Source organism: Ruegeria sp. BG3 (assembly GCF_056538485.1).
This window is the reverse complement of sequence record NZ_JBQFTE010000005.1, coordinates 138,635-156,051: the sequence shown is the minus strand read 5'-3', so window position 1 is coordinate 156,051 and position 17,417 is coordinate 138,635. Positions and strand designations below refer to the sequence as shown.

Here is a 17,417-nt window from a genome sequence, read left to right as displayed (position 1 = left end):
GTCCTCGCTGTAGCAACTTCAGATTCGACCAGGTAAATCCAGCCGGTGATAGTAAGAAATAACATGGGGGGAACTTATGACGTATAAATCGATTGCCATTGCCGCATCCATCGGGTTGCTGGCCACAGGGGCATTTGCTGAGACCAAGGTCGGCATGATTACTACTCTGTCTGGTGGTGGAGCCGGCTTGGGGATCGACGTGCGCGACGGTTTCATGCTGGGTATCAAGCAATCCGGGCGGGATGACATCGAAGTCGTCGTCGAAGATGATCAGCGTAAACCCGACGTCGCCGTGCAGCTTGCTGACAAGATGATCCAATCCGAGAAGGTTGATATCCTGACGGGCATTATCTGGTCGAACCTCGCAATGGCGGTTGTTCCGGCGGCAACGGCCCAAGGTAAGTTCTATTTGTCGCCGAACGCCGGACCGTCTGCTTTGGCCGGTCAGGGCTGTCATGAAAACTACTTCAACGTCGCCTGGCAGAACGACAACCTGCACGAAGCAGCCGGCGCCTATGCCAACACGGCAGGGCATAGCAACAGCTTCATCCTCGCCCCGAATTATCCGGCGGGCAAGGACGCTTTGACTGGGTACAAGCGGTTCTTCCAAGGCGATCTTGCCGGCGAGATTTATACCGAGCTTGGCCAAACGGATTATGCGGCCGAGATTGCTCAAATCCGCGCGTCCGGCGCAGACAGTGTCTTTTTCTTCCTTCCGGGTGGAATGGGGATTTCGTTTCTTAAGCAATACGCGGATAGCGGCGTTGATTTGCCCGTGGTGGGACCGGCGTTTTCGTTCGATCAGGGCATCCTTCAAGCCGTCGGGCCCGCAGCACTTGGGATTGTGAATACCAGCCAATGGAACAAGGATATCGACAATCCAGCAAATGCCGCGTTCGTTGAAAGCTTTGTGGCCGAGTACGGGCGGCTTCCGTCTCTCTACGCAAGCCAGGGCTTCGACACGGCACAGTTGATCGTTTCGGCGCTCGGATCGGCTGACGTCTCGGATCAAGACGCGTTCAGAGATGCATTGCGTGCGGCTGAATTCGACAGCACACGTGGCGACTTTGCGTTTGGTCCAAACCACCATCCAATTCAGACTATCTATGCGCGCGAAGTCATTCAGGAAGGGGATGTATTCACCAACCGGATCATTGGTGTGGCGTTGGAGAACCACTCGGACGCCTACGCGGCAGATTGTAAAATGTAATCGGAAGGGCCGCCCCCAACTAAATGGCGGCGGCCCGGTTTTGTTCGAACCGTGACTTTCATCCTTATCGCCGAGCAGATTCTGAACGGAATACAGTTCGGCTTCATGCTCTTTCTCATGGCAGCAGGCCTGACGCTTATCTTCGGCGTAATGGGTCTAATAAATCTTGCGCACGGATCGCTCTACATGGTCGGGGCTTTTGCGGCTGCGGCGGCCGCTGCGGCGACGGGGTCTTTCTTGGCGGCTGTTGCGGCCGCCATTGCTGCGGCGGCTATGGCCGGGGTTATCGTCGAATTGGCAGTCATTCGCCGGCTCTATGCCCGCGATCACCTCGAGCAAGTGCTTGCGACTTTTGCGCTGATACTGATTTTCTCTGAGGGTACGCGATGGATCTTCGGTTCATTCCCGCTGTTTCTCGATATTCCGAGCTATCTGTCCGGTCCCGTTTCATTGCCAGGCGGCATTCAGTACCCGCTCTATCGCCTCGTGCTCATCCTAGTAGGGCTTTTGGTGGCGGTTGGGCTGTGGCTCTTCATCTCACGGACCCGCATTGGCATTCAGATTCGTGCCGGAGAAAATGACCGCGAAATGATTGCAGCACTCGGCGTTGATATTGGGAGCTTGTACACGTTTGTCTTCGCGCTCGGAGCAGCGCTCGCCGGATTGGCGGGAGCACTTGTAGGTGCTATCCAGTCGGTCCAGATCGGAATGGGTGAGCCGATCCTGATCCTCGCTTTCGTCGTTATAGTGATCGGGGGTATCGGGTCCATTCGGGGGGCGCTTATCGGCAGTTTGCTGGTTGGATTGACCGATACCCTGGGCGGCATCTTTTTGCCGGAACTGTTCAAACTGTTCGTGGCGCCGGACGTTGCGACGTCGACTGGTTCGGCACTAGCGTCAATGTCGATTTACGTTCTTATGGCTGGCGTGCTGATCTGGAGACCCACCGGGCTGTTCGGGGCGCGCGCATGATCCCGGAAAAAGCACTAAACGCCATTCTGATGAGCCTGCTTCTTTGTGTGCCGCTTTGGGCTTGGGTCTCGGATGAACCCTTCACAATTACGTTGGCGACCCGCGCGGTCATCTTCGCTCTGGCCGCGGTTGGTCTCAATATCGCGCTTGGTCTAGGAGGGCTCGTGAGCCTCGGGCACGCGGTCTTCTTTGGGATTGGCGGCTATGCGATGGGTATTCTGGCGTTTCACGCTCAGACGTATTCGCCATTGATGGAATGGCCTTTCACGATTTCTGGAACCAAGCTCATGCCTGTGATCTGGTTGGTGGCAATACTGTTTTCAGGTGTTGCCGCCTTTATAATCGGGCTTCTGTCGCTTCGAACTTCCGGCGTGTATTTCATCATGATCACGCTTGCCTTCGGACAGATGTTTTTTTTCTTCGCAATCAGCTGGCCTGCCTATGGCGGAGAAGACGGCCTTTCCATTTACATTCGAAATTCGTTCCCGGGGACGAACACGCTTGATCCCATACAGTTCTTCGGGATCTGTTTTGCAATTCTGAGCCTAGTCCTTTGGCTAAACGTGCGGCTCGTAAAATCTCCCTTTGGGCTTGCGTTAAACGCAGCGCGGCAAAGTCCCGAGCGGGTGGAGGCGGTCGGGCTTGATCCGTTTCGGCTGAGACTGATAGCGTTGGTGATTTCCGGCATGATCTGTGGGCTCGCGGGGGCCCTTTTTGCCGATCTTAATCGCTTCGTCAGTCCGACGATGTTCAGCTGGCAGATGTCAGGTGAACTGATCGTTTTCATAGTCCTCGGAGGGTTGGGCCGGACGTTCGGGCCAGTTGCAGGCGCGACTCTGTTCGTCGTACTCGAGCACGCGCTTGGAGGCATTAGCGAATATTTCCTATTCTTTCTTGGTCTGCTTTTGCTGGTGGTCGTCCTTTTCGCCCGCGGCGGCCTGTACGGCGTCTTTACGGGAAGGTCTGACCGATGATGCGGCCCGTGTTGGAAGTTGAAGGTCTCACTAGACGCTTTGGCGCCCTGATTGCAAATGACGACGTGACATTGGACGTGAGGCCCCGCGAAGTGCACGCTGTGATCGGCCCAAACGGGGCTGGTAAATCAACGCTCATCGCTCAGATCTGCGGCGGCCTGAAGTCTGACGCGGGTTCGGTTCGCCTTCTGGGCCAGGATATCACCCATGAGACAACGAAAAACCGGGCAAGGCTCGGGCTCGGACGCACCTTCCAGATTTCCGCTCTTGCATCAGAGGACACCGTCTTGCAGAACGCCATGCTGGGCGCGCTTGGGGCCAAAGGCCGACCCTGGCAATTCTTCCTGCCCGTTCTTGGCGACAAAAACCTGCGCGATCACGCAGAGAATGCATTGCGTCGCGTGGACCTGATCGACTTTGCAGACAAGCGAACAGGCGAACTCAGCCATGGTCAGCGCCGCCAACTGGAAGTCGCAGTTGCGCTGACCCTTGAACCAAAGGTGTTCATACTGGACGAGCCAATGGCCGGTTTAAGCGCGGAAGGCACGAAGATGCTTACGAACCTGCTGAGCGACTTGCGAAATCAGGCCCCGATCCTACTTGTGGAACACGACATGGATGTCGTTTTCAAATTGGCTGACCGAATAACGGTTCTTGATTACGGACGCGTGATTGCAACCGGATCAGTCGAAGATATTCGCAAAAATCCACTAGTTCAGCGCGCCTATCTTGGAGAGAACCCATGAGCCTTCTTTCCATCTCCGACCTAGTCGCAAGCTATGGCAAGAGCCAAGCCCTCTTTGGCGTTGATCTGACGATCGAAGCGGGCCAAGTCGTCGCCCTTATGGGGCGCAATGGTATGGGCAAGACGACCACCGTTCGCGCTATTTGCAGAATGATCGGAAGCAAAGGCTCGATGGAGTTTGCTGGCACCGACATTCGCAGACTGTCGAGCCACCAAGTGGCAAGGTTGGGCATCGGCCTTGTCCCCGAAGGCCGCCGCGCATTTCGCGATCTAACGGTGCGTGAGAACCTCGTAGCTGTGTCCCGACCTGGCCATTGGGATATAGACAAGGTCGTTGCGCTTTTCCCGCGACTCAGCGAACGCGCCGATCAGCTTGCGGGCTCATTGTCAGGCGGAGAGCAGCAAATGTTGGTCATCGGGCGCGCGTTAGTTACCAATCCACGCTTGCTCATACTGGATGAGGCCACGGAAGGGCTCGCGCCAAATATCAGGCGAGAAATCTGGGAGACTGTGGAGCAACTGAAACGGGAATCTGGTCTTTCAATTCTGGTAATTGACAAATCGCTTAGCGAGTTGCGAGCGGTCTGTGATCGCGCGACAATCCTTGAGCGAGGCAGATCGGTCTGGTCAGGCGCAATGGGTGATCTGGATAGTGAAATCAGCCAGCGGCATCTCGGCGTGTAGTCGGTACAAATGCCCAAGCCTTTAAAGCTACCACGCGGTCCCCAAAGCGCTACTGATGGCTCGACGCAAAATCAGAACAGCTATCAAGAATCGAACCGCATTGTTTTTAACCGGATGGGATGGCTGCTTCGTCCGCAGAGCAGCAATTCAAGGAAGTCGCAGCCAACTTTCGAGATGCGGACAAAGCAGACTTTCAATCGAAAAAATTGAAAGTCCGCTTCTTGGTGGTAGTGCATGCTCTAACTGAGGTGCTGCACTTCTTGCAGGCCGTAGACCGGCGTCGGGATACCCTCCATTCGGGCCTTTATCTGCAGCGACAGGAACTGTGAATAGTGCCGGGACTGATGCAGGTTTCCACCATGCATCCATAGGTTTGGAACCTGTGTCGGCTTCCACATATTGCGTTGCTCGCCTTCCCAAGGCCCTGGGTCCTTGGTTGTGTCAGAGCCCAGACCCCAGCATTTCCCAAGGCGATCTGCCATATCCTGACCCATCAGGTCCGCGACCCAGCCGTTCATCGAGTTATACCCGGTCGCATAGACCACCAGATCGGCATCCAGATGCGTGCCGTCATCAAGGATAACTCCGGTTTCATCAAGCGCGGTGACCTGACCGCGTTTCAGCTTGATCTCACCATCAATGATCAACTGACTGGCCCCGATATCGATGTAGTAGCCTGATCCGCGACGCAGGTATTTCATGAACAACCCGCTGTCATCATCGCCCCAATCCAGCCAGAACCCGGCCTTTTCCAACCCGTCATAGAACTCTTTGTCCTGTTCTTTCATCGCGGCATAGGCTGGAATCTGGAATTCATGAAGAATGCGATAGGGCAGCGAAGCAAAGATCAGATCGGCCTTTTCGGTCGTCATGCCAGACTGCACCGCACGTTCAGAATAGAGATCGCCCAGTCCGATTTCCATGAGGGTGTCAGAGCGGACAATATGGGTTGACGACCGCTGCACCATTGTCACATCGGCATCGTTTTCCCAAAGCGCCGCGCAGATGTCGTGGGCCGAGTTGTTGGACCCCACCACAACGACTTTTTTGCCGGCCCATTTGTCGGGACCTTCATGTTCCGACGAATGCACCTGTTCGCCTTTGAAAACATCCATACCCGGAAAATCAGGCATGCGTTTCTTGCCGGACATCCCCGTCGCCATGATCAGTTGCTTGGGCCGCAGTACAACCTCTTCGCCGTCCCGGTCCACCGTGATGATCCATTCGCCCTTGTCTGCGTCAAACGTGGCGGATTTGGCCGTCGTGCGCGTCCAATAGTTCAGCTCCATCACCTTGGTGTACATCTCAAGCCAGTCACCGATCTTGTCCTTGGGCGAGAACACGGGCCAGTTTTCCGGGAACTTGATATAGGGCAGATGGTCGTACCAAACCGGGTCGTGCAGGCAGAGGGATTTGTAGCGATTGCGCCAACTGTCGCCGGGCCGGTCATTCCGTTCGACGATGATCGTCGGCACACCCAGCTGACGCAGCCGCGCGCCCATAGTGATCCCGCCCTGACCACCGCCGATGATGACGCAGTAGGGCTGTGTTTCGTAGCCCAGTTCAGCCTCTTCCTGCGCCCGTTCTTCTGCCCATGTGGTCCTGTGTTTACCCGCACCATGCTTGGCCCCAAGTGGGCGGTTGAACCCTTTGGGCTCTTCATGACCTTTCAGCTCGACCATCGTGGTCAGCAGGGTCCATATCTTGCCATCCTTGAGGCGGATCAACCCGTAGCCGCGTGCCACTTCGGTTTCGAACTCGATCCATGCGGTGGTTATTCCGCCGTCTTCAGTGGGAACCTCACCTTCGGCTATTTTCCAACCGCTCGGCTTGGTTGTGGCCAGCTGATGCGATAGCATATCTGCAACCTGCGCTTTTCCTTCAACCGTTTTAATATTCCAGGTAAAGCTGACCAGATCGCGCCAATAGCAATCGTCCTGGAACATATCGCAGGCGGCATCGATATCGCCTTGGGACAAAGCCGCACCGAAGTCATCCAGAAACCCCTGAACTTGATCCGAGAGTGTTGTGTCGAGCATGTCATCCTCCCTATCTCCACGGAGCAGAAGGCTGGCAAATCCGCGACCCTTCGGGCAAGCGGATTTGGCGCCTCAACACTTAGTTCAGTCCAAAAATGCAAGGGCTTGTTGCGCGTGCAACAAGGGCGCAACACGGGTACATATGCGTCTAAGTGGGCGGTCTAAGCCCGGCCTTTCGCATACGGCGCAGGATCGTCGATCGGTTCACACCAAGGCGCCTTGCCAATTGGGACATGTTCCAATCGCAGGCACGCAAAAGTGCTTCCAGATCATCTGAGTCCTGCTTTTGCGTAGGGGCGAGCGCCGGGGCGGGCAAATCCGTTAAGTCGATGATGTTATCCTGACACAGGGCGACAGAACTGTGGAGGAGATGTTCTAGTTCACGAATATTGCCGCGCCACAACCGTGACTTCAGGTCGGCGCGGGCAGCGGTCGACAGGCGAATGTCATGGCTGGCAAATCGTCGAAGCAGACGATCAAGCAACCAATCCAGATCCGCACGGTGGCGCAAAGGCGGCAGAGACAATGTAGCCCCCACAATCCGGTGCAGCAGATCTTCGCGCAGACTGCCCTGCAATCCCGCAGGGGGCTGTCGACATGAGGCGATGATCCTCAGATCAGCCCGACGCTCAAGCACTGCCAAAAGAGAGGCCTGAGCAGGCTCGCTCAGGTCTTCAACGCCACGCAGGAACAGTGTGCCGGGTTCGATACCATGGCAGAAATTGAATGTTGGCGTGTCGCAACAGATCACGGTGTGGAAATCCTGTGTCGCAGGATCAGCCATATGGATCGCGCGCGCTAGCTTGGTCTTGCCCGTCCCACTTTCACCGGTTAGCAAAAGCGGCAGATTGGTCGACGCAAGACGCGCAGCTTTGTTCAAAAGTTGCTGAAGGCCCGCATCCGGCCCTGCAAAACTACCAAGGGCACCAGGCAGAACCTTTTCCCGTTTGCGCAGAGCTGCCGTCATCTGCGGCGTCTGCGGAGCAACGGCATGACCATAGAGCGCGCGCCCATCCTTGAGGTGTAGAACGCGGTCTTCGGACGGTCTGCCGCGCATGAACTCGGGCATGTCATCAACACTGATTTCAAGCCACTCCTGCAATTGCGACCCGAACAGGTGACCCGAACCGTCCGGGTCCAGCGCACGTCGGGCCCCCGAGGTCATACCGATGATCTTGCCGCCTCCGTCCACTGCAACCGCCGCTTCGGGATCGACCTCAAGAAATTCAGGGCTGGCTGAAAAGCGCAGGACCCAATCACGCCGCGTCGATGCCATCAGGTTTGCCATCTCGACGCGACGGGCGGAGTTCGTCACCAATGTCATGGCCAGATTTTGCGACGCCTTTGGTGAGGGTCCACGCAACAAGGACACATCCAGAACAGCCGCAAGGGCACCTTTGGTGTCAAAAATAGGCGCTGCCGTGCAAGACAGCGGCGTATGCGTGATCGAAAAATGATCGCCCTGATGGATCGTCACCGGCTGACCTGTAACGATGCACGACCCCACTCCGTTCGTTCCTGCCAACTCTTCCGTCCACTTGAAACCCAGATGAAGACCCGCAGTTCTGAGCTCGTCTTCGAAGTTCCGGTCGCCAAAGAAATCGACGCAGACGCCATCCGCATCCGCAAGCAGCAGGACGTAGTTCTGCCCTGCCACTTGCGCAAACAGCGAATGGAGCCCCGAGCGCGCCGTTGCGATCAGACGCTCGGATTGTTCCAGATGTTCACGGAATTTGGTATCAGGCAAGATGTGCGCGGGTTCCTGTCGTGAAGGATCCATACCATAGGTTTCAACACAGCGCTGCCAGCTATCCGCGACAAGTCGGTCCCGCCCCGTATCGAACCCGCTTAAGACACGGTCAATCTCTTTTGAGTGCTGGCGATCCAACAGCTTCCCGTCCTACAAATCCTTCTAAAAAATAGCATGATTATGGCTTCGCGCCTATGTTCAAATTTCGCCTGGCAAACGTTTGACGCTCTACCTCGTCACGCTGAACTTTGTTGAACGCGACGTATGGGTCGATGTGGGCTGACAACCGACCTCAGAGACGGCGCAGCATCTGTAGCGGCGTGGCGGATCGGTTCACCTTGGAAGACCTAAATCCGCCTTCCATTGCTGCGACCATATGCTATGTCGCGGACTGTCAAAGGAGACATTCACTGAGCTAGATGGCTTAGTGTTGAGCGTACTCACACATCGCGGACAAAGCTCTCTTCAAAGACAAATCAACGTGTACGTGCAGCCAATTTGTAAGTTTTTTTTCTAAGATGTTGTAGCGAGAGCCAACCTATCCTGTTGATCCTAAGGCAAAGGTATACTGTAGCTTTGTATCGAAGGTCATCCCGATTTTAATACGTATTCTTGATTAGTGATGCGTATCCCAGCATGATCCAAAGATGTCGGTCGAAATTGAAAAGTGGTTGAAAGATCTCGAACTGTGTCAGTACGCAGATGTTTTTGCGGCAAATGATATCGATGCGCGTGTTTTACCACTTCTGTCAGACGACGACCTAAAAGAGCTTGGGGTGAGCCTTGGCCACCGCAAGATCATCCTCGCCGCAGTGCAAGAGCTAAGTGGCCAGCAACGCGCAACTTCATCGCCACAAGCATCCCGTGAACACCCCCCGGAAAACGTAAACGCGCCCATCTCAAACCATTCACAAAGTGACGATCCACTCAAAAGTAAGCATGGTGAGCCGGCCACTGCAGAGAAGCGCCACGTAACTGTTTTGTTTGCCGATCTAGTCGGCTCGACGGAACTCACCAATCGTTTCGACCCCGAAGATATGCGGGACTTGCTACAGAACTACCAAGACGCCGTTGCGGGCGCCGTAAGTCGATTTGGTGGCTATGTTGCAAAATACTTGGGCGACGGTCTTCTCGTGTTTTTTGGCTGGCCAAGGGCCTACGAAGATCACGCTATTCGGGCGATCAAAGCCGGTCTTGACGCCGTTCATCGCGTCAGCGAACTCAAAACCCCGGACGGAGAGCGCTTGTCAGTAAGGCTGGGCATTGCGAGTGGTGATGCCGTTGTCGGCGATAATATCGGTGAAAACACATATGAAGAAGGGGCCATGACGGGCCCAGTTGTCAATCTTGCGGCGCGAATTCAAGAATTTGCGGAACCAAACTCGGTCGTGTTGTCGGCAGAGGAAACCGAGACAGCGTTGCATCGGATTTTTGAATACAAATCTCTTGGGAAGAAAGAGCTAAAGGGCTTTGTTGAGCCTCGGACTCTGCTGAAAGTGGTGTCGGAACGCAGTGCGGAAAGCCGTTTCCGAGCCGCACATCGCGATGAAGTCGACAGTGTTATGATCGGCCGGGACTACGAAAAGGGTATTCTGCTGCAATCATGGCAACGTGCCCAGAATGGTCATGGAGAGGTTGTTCTGCTGTCTGGTGAAGCTGGGATTGGGAAATCGCGACTTACAGAGGAATTCCTTACAGATATCACCGCGAATGACCAAGCTGATATCATAAGGCTGAATTGTTCTCCTTATCTCAGCAGTAGCCCCTTTCATCCGGTTGCCCAACGGATATCTCAGGACGCAGGCGTCGAACCGGACTTCGATGACAATCTGATCCTTGAACATGTCAGGAAGATGCTGGAAAGACGGCCGGGACTGGACTGGGAACAAGTTCTGCCTGTCTTCGCAGCGTTGGTCGCACCTCGTAGTGCGCTGGCCCAAAAGGTGCTCGAGATGTCACCTCAGGAGCAGCGCGACACAACAATCCAAACTTTGATTCACACAGTGCAGGTGCGATCAGACGTGTGCCCAGTTGTTCTGTGTGTCGAAGATGCGCACTGGATCGATCCTTCCACACAAGCTTTGTTGGAGCGTTTTAAGTCGATATCCAGCGACCTTCCGCTAATGATCTTGATTACCCACAGGCCTGGGTGGGAATTGGCCCGCGAGGATGGGGACACGCACGTTCAGTCACTCGTATTGCGCCGGTTCGATTCTGCGCATGTTTCACACCTTGTCGCAAACATCACAGGCAAAAAACCGGACGATGCCCTGATTGCTAAAATCATTGAAAAGACCGACGGTGTACCTTTGTTCGTGGAGGAATTGACGCGAACGATTGTGGAGGCTGGCGAGCAAGGGCAAATCCATATACCCTCGTCTCTGAAAGGCGCATTGATGGCGCGTCTCGATGCGGTTTCGCCTAAAGCAAAACAAGTCGCGCTTACAGGGTCTATTGTTGGCAGAGAGTTTGAGCCGAGTATATTGAATGCGGCGATGCGCCTTACAGATTCTGATATCAACGATTGCCTCGAAGAACTTTCGCGAACAGGCATAGTCTTCGAAAGCGGTCACAATCGCGGGCACTTTGTGTTCCGTCATGCCCTTATTCGCGATACCGCCTATCAGTCCATGCTAAGCTCAACTAGAAAACAACAACACGCAAATGTGGCGCATGCGTTGATACAGACAAGGTCCGCCGAGATCGCGCGTCGTCCCGAACTGGTCGCCCGACACCTTTCAGAAGCTGAGGATTGGAGGGCTGCGTTCGAAAAATGGCAAATTGCGACAGAAATGGCGTTGGCGCGATCTGCCAGCCAAGAAGCGATGACGCACGCAAGAGAAACGCTGCAAGCTGCTGAAAAACTTGGCTCAGACTCCAAAACAGAATTGATCAAAGGCAAAATACTGGTTGGCCGCAGCCATGACAGCCTGGGCCAATTACCTGAAGGGATAGCAGTTCTGAAAGACGCCTCCAACGCGGCGCGGGCGGTGCACGATGTGGAATTGGCTGCTGACGCGGCCAACCATTTCGCTGACTCATGCATGATGTCCAGCGAAAGGCACAATGAAGCAATCGATCTTTGCGACAATGCATTAAAAGACTTGCCCGATGCTGATGAAGTCCGTCGGTGCAGATTGATGAGCCAACTCGCGCGCGCGCACATGTTCGTCGGTCAGTTCTCCGAAGGTGCGCGTTTCGGCCAGCAGTCCATGGAACTGGCCGCAAAACTGGGAGACTATAAATCGCAGTTCTCGGTAATGATGATGCATTTTGGGGCCCCATTCGTTGCGCGGAAGGGAAGAGAGACCCGACATTGGCGCGAAAATCTGGAGGCGATGCACGGTGTGGCCGAGCATCTTGGTAGTATCGATCAAGGGCGGGACCGAACTCTGAGCTTGTTTGTAGGCGCCGAGATGGCCGACCGTGAGTTGATGGACCATTCTCTGGGTTTACTTACTGAGATTTCGGAAAAGGACAATCATCTGCAGCTCTATTGGGTTCAGAAACACGCACGCGCCATGGTTGCAATTATGGACGGCGATTTTGAGCAAGCCGAGAAACACGCCACCGAGGCGGTTAAAATTGGTCGAAAGACCCACGGCGAACATGTTGAGGGCGTCTTTGGAGTTCAGATGTTCACGATCCGCCGCGAGCAAAACCGACTGCACGAAGTTGCGCCTGTGATTAAGAAACTGATGACAGACAGCCCCGAAGACATTTCATGGAAGCCCGGTTTTGGTCTTATCGCTGCAGAACTTGGGTACAAAGAACCCGCCGAACGAATACTGAATGAAATGGCCGCCAATGGCTTCGACCTTCCACCCGACGCCATGTATTCAACGACATTGTCCTATCTGGCCGACATATGTGTCGCCATTGAGCATCAGAAACATGCCAAAACACTCTATGGAATACTTGCTCCTTATGAAGACCTGACGATCACCGCAGGGGCCACTACAGTGTGCACCGGCGCCGCTGCGCGACGCCTCGGACGTCTGGCTACGGTTCTGAAGGACTGGGATGCCGCTGAGAAGATGTTCGAGAAGGCCATAGAAATTGACACGCGCATGAAATGCCCCCCTTGGGTCGCGCACAGCAAGGCGGCATATGCAACTGCATTAAGACGACGTGGGCGCCAGAATGATGTGGAACAGGCGTTTCAACTGGAAGGGGAAGCGTTGGCAATTTCACAGAAATTGAGTATGGTTTCCCTTAGGTCAAAGCTCGAAGGAGTAGCGAGTTAAGGTAATTAATCTGGTTTGGGGGACTTTATGCCAAGGTACATAATTGAAAGAAATTTCGCCGAGCAGCTCAACGTCACAGACGATGACAAGATTCACATCAAAGAGATCAATGACGAAGTCGGCGTCGAGTGGATTTTTTCGTTTCTCAGCGCAGACAAGCGCAAAACCTACTGCTTGTACGAAGCCCCGGATGAGGAAAGCCTGAGAAAGGCGGCCGAACGCCTGAACATTCCCGCCGATGTCATAACGCCTGTGGATCGGATTGATCCGGCAATTTTCGCCTGATCAGAATCGTATTTTCCTAATTCAATGAAACGCCGTCGCGAGACAACGCGACGGAAATATCAATTACTTGAGGCAACCCTGCAAGAAGCCCGACCTGACAATAGGGAGGCCAATGCATGTTTGACCTAAAGACACTCGATGGTAGTACGGCAACTGTGAATCAAGACGCTTTAGACGTTCTTGATTTATCGCTTCGCGGCGGAGTCTACCATAAAGGCACTGCGGAATACGAAGATGCCAGGACGACGTGGAATAGCATGTTCGAACGTTACCCCGGTTTCGTGATCCGCGCCTTGGGTGCAAGCGATGTGCAGAAGGCCGTGAACTTCGTACGCGACAATGGCCTCATAATGTCCATTCGCTCAGGTGGGCATCAGATAGCAGGACATGCAGTCGCAGATGAAACGGTCATGCTCGATCTGTCCCAGATGCGGTCGGTTCACGTCGACCCTGTCAGCAAAACTGCTCGGGTTGCGCCAGGAGCACTGCTAGGAGATGTGGATCGCGAAACTCAGGCACATGCACTTACCGTTCCCGTTGGCATAAATTCGACTACGGGCATCGCAGGCCTCACACTTGGCGGCGGCTTTGGATGGACCACTCGGAAATTTGGTATGACGATCGATAATTTGCTCTCAGCGGAAGTCGTGACCGCGGACGGAGCCATTGTAACCGCCTCTCCCAAAAGCCACTCTGAACTTTTCTGGGCCATCCGAGGAGGCGGTGGAAACTTTGGTGTGGTGACTTCTTTTGAGTTTCAACTGCATGAGCTAGGGCCCGAGGTCCTGTCTGGCCTCATTGTTCATCCGATAGAAAATGCTCCAGAACTGCTCGCTGAATTTGCCATCATTGCGGACAATTCCCCGGATGAGCTGACCGTCTGGAGCGTGATGCGGAAAGCGCCTGCTCTACCGTTTCTACCAGCTGAGTGGCACGGACGAGAGGTGTTGATCTTTGCTGCCTGCTATAGCGGGCCCATGGGCGAAGGTGAAAAAGCTATGGCGGCACTACGCGCGCTTGGCGAACCAATTGCTGATGTGATCTCTCCCCACAAGTTTGTAGACTGGCAGGCCGCTTTTGACCCGCTTCTAACAACAGGTGCTAGGAACTATTGGAAGAGCCATGATTTAGATGAACTTTCTTCGGACGCCATCTCAAGTTTACTGAAAGCGATTGCAAATCTTCCTGACCCGGCGTGCGAAGTTTTTATTGCCCATGTGGGCGGAGCGATGGCGCGCGTCGACGCCGGTTCAACGGCCTATCCCCAAAGATCTGCTCACTTCATCATGAATGTTCACACGCGTTGGGAGGATCCCGGCAAGGATGCCGAGTGTATTGATTGGGCGCGAAGACTTTACGTCCAGATGCAACCGCACGCGAGCGGAAGTGCGTATGTCAACTTCATGCCAGAAGACGAAGCAGACCACATGGCCGGGGCATATGGCGATAACGGTGGCAAGCTTTCTAGGATCAAAGGCACATATGACCCGGCCAATTTGTTCAGGGTAAACCACAATATCTTGCCCGCGTGATAGAATTCAAAACTGTGTAAACTGGTCGAGATAGATATTAAGCGTTTTGCCAAAAGATAAAGTGGCTTTCGCCCGATGCGCGATACTCTCAGAAACCGCGACTCCGCCTGGAGTGATAATACTGTGGAACGCATGGGCGCCCTCTTGTTCCTGTGGATCGCCTTTCGATTGGCGTGTTGGGCGGCACTCAACCCGACCTGCTGCGCATCTTACTCCTCAAGTCAGATGACGATGGCTTACTTGCTCGCCCTCTACCACTCTGGCCGGACGCTGTCCCCATCCGTCGCCCCAAGATGCTGCCCTATGAGGCTTTCATTGAAACCGCGTTGTCGAGGCTGCACAACCTGAATATGGCGACCAATGAAAGCGACGAGTTACGCCCGTGGCTTGTCCCGTTCTCGGGCGCGGCGCGGGATCACCTCGACACATTTCGTCACGCCGTGCGCGATTCGGAAAGCTTGATGCTTTCATTCATCGGAAAGCTCTCAGTATCACCGTAAGGATCATGTCTGACGATACGAAAGACTAGAATTGGGCTATGGCAAGCCAACATAGTTAAGCTTGAAATCTGGTTGAAAAGTGCTGGGAGTGGTGTTCTCGGGCCAATCCTGCGAGCGGTTCCGATGACCGCTCGCAACCACAAACCAGTAATCTAATCAAAGCCACCGCACGCCCGCTTTGAGCCCAAAGCGGGCGTTTTCGGCATGTTTTCCTTGCCAAAACCTATGGCAGACAAAGAAAGGTCTGCGCGGTTCCAAATGAGATTTCAACACACTTTTGCCAATTCTGTCATTGGCTCTTTTTTGGACTGCACAGGTAAGTTTGAAGCCGGTTTAGTGTCCAAGCACTTTGGGGAATTCATAAATAATCATTTATATTTAAGTGAACTGTGTGAGCAGGGTGACGCTAGGTAAGCCTCTGTAATGTATCAGTAAATCATGCATTTGTTCGAAAAAACAAATACTTCAGAAATGCGCAGAAAAGTCTTGGGACATCTAGAGAGGTTTAATTCTGCGCCAAGACCTCCAAATAGCCACCAGCCTTTGAACTTCAACCGTGCCTGCGCGGGCGTGAGCTTCGCTCGTATGGCCTCTACTCAAACAGGATGGTCCCCATGAATTTTATTCTGCGTGGTAGCCTAGTTACCCAAATCACCATAGGCCTGGTCGCGGGTGTTCTGCTTTCCACCGTTTGGCCGACTGCCGGGTCAGCCGTCGGCTTGCTCGGCGATTTCTTCGTCGACGCACTAAAAGCCGTTGCACCCGTTCTGGTGCTGATCCTGGTTTGCGCTGCAATCACCAACCACAAAAAGGGCAGCGATGCGCGTATGGGCCCCGTGGTGCTGTTATACCTAATTGGAACCTTCGCAGCTGCTCTAGTTGCGGTTGCGGCGAGCTACATGTTTCCGGTTACTTTGCATCTGACCGGCACGCCCGAGCTTTTAGATGCACCGGGCGGTCTTGCTGAGGTAGCTAAGAATATCTTGCTGAAAATCGTGGACAATCCAGTGAATGCTCTGGCAACCGCAAATTACATCGGCATTCTAGCTTGGGCCGTTGGTCTTGGACTTGTTTTCCGTAACGCCAGTGACTCGACCAAGACCCTGATGTCGGACCTCGACGGCGCGATCACCAAGATCGTCGCAGCAATCATCCGGGTGGCTCCAATCGGTATTTTCGGTATCGTGGCTTCGACGATTGCTGAAACCGGTTTTGAAACACTTGCAAGTTATGGCCAACTCCTGGCTTTGCTGCTTGGCTGCATGACTTTCATGGCGCTGGTTGTTAACCCGCTGATCGTGTTCCTGCGCATCCGCAAAAACCCATATCCGCTGGTTTTCACATGCCTGAAAGAGTCGGGTATTACCGCTTTCTTCATGCGCAGTTCGGCGGCCAATATTCCTGTGAACATGGAACTTTGCCGCCGTATGGATTTGGATGAAGAGACTTACTCTGTCACGATTCCAATCGGTGCTACGATCAACATGGCTGGCGCTGCGATCACCATCACTGTCATGACGCTGGCAACCGTTCACACAATGGGTATTCAGGTTGATTTCATCTCGGCCGTGTTCCTGAGCATCATTGCCTCGATTGCTGCCACCGGGGCTTCGGGCGTAGCAGGAGGATCACTGTTGCTGATCCCAATGGCCGCCAGCTTGTTCGGCATCGACAATGCAACGGCCATGCAAGTGGTGAGCATCGGCTTCATTATCGGTGTGTTACAAGACTCTGCGGAAACCGGTTTGAACTCATCGACCGACGTTCTGTTCACCGCAGCGGGATCATACAAACAAGGAGATCCTTACCCACTAAAGCTGACCGAGGCACAGCTAATCGCTTAGGCATTGCGTGAAACACTTCGACCGCTGGCACTGGTCGGCGGTTGAAGAACGGATCGGTACGCAAGACAGGCATTCGGTGCAAGGCACTGAACGATCGTATCGAGCCTAAACCTTAGTTTCGGCTTACTTTAGAAAATTTTGTTCAATTTTCGGTCTAGACACACGCTTACTTTGGTCGGGTAGTTACGCTTGATGATCAAAGACGCTAAGATTGCAGTTAAGAAAACAGGCAGGTTAACGTTATGCGCAGTACTATCTTCCCACATTTATTTACATTTTTCCTAGGCGCTATGGTCGTTGCTCAATCCGCAACGGCAGCTTCTCTTGGACAATACGAGGTTTTTGGCGTTGAAGACGGAGACATGCTGAAATTGCGTGCAGGACCGGGAATAGGGTTCAACGTTATAGTCGGCCTTCCAAATGGAACCGCTTTACGAGTTCATAGTTGCGAACAGACTGGCGACACCCGTTGGTGCCGCGTGTCTTTGAAACGTGCGCGTGGTCTAAAGGGATTTGTCTCTTGGGCATATTTGAGAAAACTATAGTTTTAGCTTTGTGGAGGAGGCTCATAGATGCCCAGGTTTTGCTAAGACGACTCAAATTGGGTTGGTTAGGATGTTCCCTTAACCTAGACC

At 53.9% G+C, this 17,417-nt stretch carries 12 protein-coding genes and 1 pseudogene; 11 read left to right on the top strand and 2 right to left on the bottom strand.

Annotated features, from left to right (window positions below; translation table 11 throughout):
• Positions 1-76 precede the first annotated feature (76 nt).
• The 5 genes from ACR0AI_RS09770 to ACR0AI_RS09750 are packed head-to-tail and all read left to right on the top strand — an operon-like array spanning position 77 to position 4,585.
• The gene (locus tag ACR0AI_RS09770; protein ID WP_480673583.1) at positions 77-1,210 is read left to right on the top strand and encodes an ABC transporter substrate-binding protein; all 1,134 of its coding nucleotides are present in this window, start codon (positions 77-79) and stop codon (positions 1,208-1,210) included.
• A 51-nt stretch (positions 1,211-1,261) separates the two neighbouring features.
• The gene (locus tag ACR0AI_RS09765) at positions 1,262-2,182 is read left to right on the top strand and encodes a branched-chain amino acid ABC transporter permease (RefSeq protein WP_209255376.1); all 921 of its coding nucleotides are present in this window, start codon (positions 1,262-1,264) and stop codon (positions 2,180-2,182) included.
• Positions 2,179-3,156 carry a branched-chain amino acid ABC transporter permease gene (locus ACR0AI_RS09760; RefSeq protein ID WP_480673586.1) on the top strand — a complete coding sequence of 326 codons (978 nt, stop codon included), beginning with the start codon at positions 2,179-2,181 and terminating at the stop codon, positions 3,154-3,156. Before ACR0AI_RS09765 ends, ACR0AI_RS09760 begins: the two co-directional genes overlap by 4 nt.
• Entirely contained in the window at positions 3,153-3,902 is a 750-nt protein-coding gene (locus ACR0AI_RS09755; protein WP_480673588.1) for an ABC transporter ATP-binding protein, read from the top strand. The genes ACR0AI_RS09760 and ACR0AI_RS09755 overlap by 4 nt, the downstream gene beginning before the upstream one ends.
• Complete coding sequence (locus ACR0AI_RS09750; RefSeq protein WP_480673590.1) at positions 3,899-4,585, top strand: ABC transporter ATP-binding protein; 687 nt, start codon at positions 3,899-3,901, stop codon at positions 4,583-4,585. Before ACR0AI_RS09755 ends, ACR0AI_RS09750 begins: the two co-directional genes overlap by 4 nt.
• A gap of 239 nt (positions 4,586-4,824) precedes the next feature.
• On the opposite strand, the gene ACR0AI_RS09745 is transcribed toward ACR0AI_RS09750, so the two are convergent.
• Positions 4,825-6,624 (bottom strand): NAD(P)-binding domain-containing protein, encoded by a 1,800-nt coding sequence (locus ACR0AI_RS09745; RefSeq protein ID WP_480673592.1) that lies wholly within the window; start codon positions 6,622-6,624, stop codon positions 4,825-4,827.
• Between the two features lie 148 nt (positions 6,625-6,772).
• Complete coding sequence (locus ACR0AI_RS09740) at positions 6,773-8,512, bottom strand: sigma-54-dependent Fis family transcriptional regulator (RefSeq protein ID WP_480673594.1); 1,740 nt, start codon at positions 8,510-8,512, stop codon at positions 6,773-6,775.
• A gap of 509 nt (positions 8,513-9,021) precedes the next feature.
• Here ACR0AI_RS09740 and ACR0AI_RS09735 point away from each other — a divergent pair.
• From ACR0AI_RS09735 to ACR0AI_RS09710, 6 genes and pseudogenes are all read left to right on the top strand, one after another.
• Positions 9,022-12,621, top strand: a complete 3,600-nt coding sequence (locus tag ACR0AI_RS09735) for an adenylate/guanylate cyclase domain-containing protein (RefSeq protein WP_480673596.1) — start codon at positions 9,022-9,024, stop codon at positions 12,619-12,621.
• 27 nt (positions 12,622-12,648) lie between these two features.
• The gene (locus tag ACR0AI_RS09730; RefSeq protein ID WP_170376838.1) at positions 12,649-12,906 is read left to right on the top strand and encodes a DUF4242 domain-containing protein; all 258 of its coding nucleotides are present in this window, start codon (positions 12,649-12,651) and stop codon (positions 12,904-12,906) included.
• 116 nt (positions 12,907-13,022) lie between these two features.
• Positions 13,023-14,438 (top strand): FAD-binding oxidoreductase, encoded by a 1,416-nt coding sequence (locus ACR0AI_RS09725; protein ID WP_480673598.1) that lies wholly within the window; start codon positions 13,023-13,025, stop codon positions 14,436-14,438.
• 146 nt (positions 14,439-14,584) lie between these two features.
• A pseudogene (locus ACR0AI_RS09720) lies at positions 14,585-14,938 on the top strand (DUF3987 domain-containing protein); the annotation flags it as partial.
• A 614-nt stretch (positions 14,939-15,552) separates the two neighbouring features.
• Positions 15,553-16,782 (top strand): serine/threonine transporter SstT, encoded by a 1,230-nt coding sequence (sstT, locus tag ACR0AI_RS09715; RefSeq protein ID WP_480673600.1) that lies wholly within the window; start codon positions 15,553-15,555, stop codon positions 16,780-16,782.
• 290 nt (positions 16,783-17,072) lie between these two features.
• Positions 17,073-17,327: an SH3 domain-containing protein gene (locus ACR0AI_RS09710; protein WP_480673814.1), complete on the top strand. Its 255-nt coding sequence runs from the start codon at positions 17,073-17,075 to the stop codon at positions 17,325-17,327.
• Positions 17,328-17,417: the final 90 nt, after the last annotated feature.